The organism is Erwinia sp. S38 (assembly GCF_016624545.1).
Lineage (GTDB): Bacteria > Pseudomonadota > Gammaproteobacteria > Enterobacterales > Enterobacteriaceae > Erwinia > Erwinia coffeiphila.
In genome coordinates, this window is sequence record NZ_JACVTS010000069.1 from 1 (window position 1) to 1,052 (window position 1,052).

Here is a 1,052-nt window from a genome sequence, read left to right on the forward strand (position 1 = left end):
CCAACCCGCTGCAGAGACGCTCGCCCTGAATCTGATTTATTCAACAAAGCCTCACCTCCGTTAAAAAGGGGAGGATTACCCCTTTGCTTAAGAGTTTACTCACTTAGTCTTGTGTCCACTATTGCTGGGTAAGATCATCCAGCCAGAAAGTGATGGGACAATGGTTGATAAGGGATCTATTGTGTTTATGTAAGCTACTGATTTTTAGCATTTTTTTACTTGGCGAGCAGTATTACTGAATGATATGTGATCTGCTCCTTCAACTCAGCAAAATTTCTTTTTTTCAACAAAAACCACTAAATCAGTGACTTGGGTGCATTCCAAAAAAACCGATTATTGACTATCACTATTCAAGATATAATAATTCAAATAATGTTAATAATATCATTATCAATAGGGTGATTATGCTTTTAAAATCTATATTTTCAATCCTTCTCCTTTTTACTACATTCAACGGTACTGCTTCTGCTGAAAATAAATCACCATCGGATCTTGTTTGGGATGACGAGAACAGTGAGAAATGCTTAGGAAAAATTTGCATGAAAAGTGGAAAAAGTGCTAATGATAAATTTCATAGGAAACTGAATAGACAGGAACAAAGATTATTCACCGACCCACACTCAAAATACGATAGTGACGATAGTTATAACTCTGTAGAGGCTGGAGCTACTATAAAACTTCGTTAAAACTAATCACTTATTTCTTCTCTTTCGACTGGCAGTAGTGATCCGGTCTAAATAGCTGTTCCAATACCGCTACAGTTTTGCCTGACCATGCTTCCCGCCAGGAAACGGACTTACCGTCTTCATAAAATGGAGCACTTTGTTCAATAATTGCCACATCGAACGACAACGATGATTTCGGGTTACCGCGTCATGTAATGCCTGCCACAACCGTTCAACGTGATTGACCCACGGCGAATAGACCGGTTGATAAATAACAATAAATTTGGGATTCTTCCTTAACCAACTGAGTGTTTCCCGACTTTTATGAATGATGTACTTATCGACGATCAGGATGATCGTTTTTGCCCGTCGGTATGTGCTTTTAAG

The 1,052-nt window shown here is 38.6% G+C and carries 1 protein-coding gene; it reads right to left on the reverse strand.

Going from position 1 to position 1,052, the window contains the following annotated elements; genetic code table 11:
* Positions 1 to 755 precede the first annotated feature (755 nt).
* Positions 756 to 1,052, reverse strand: a 297-nt coding sequence (locus IBT46_RS27030) for a transposase (protein ID WP_200548133.1), incomplete at its 5' end; no start/stop codon positions are given.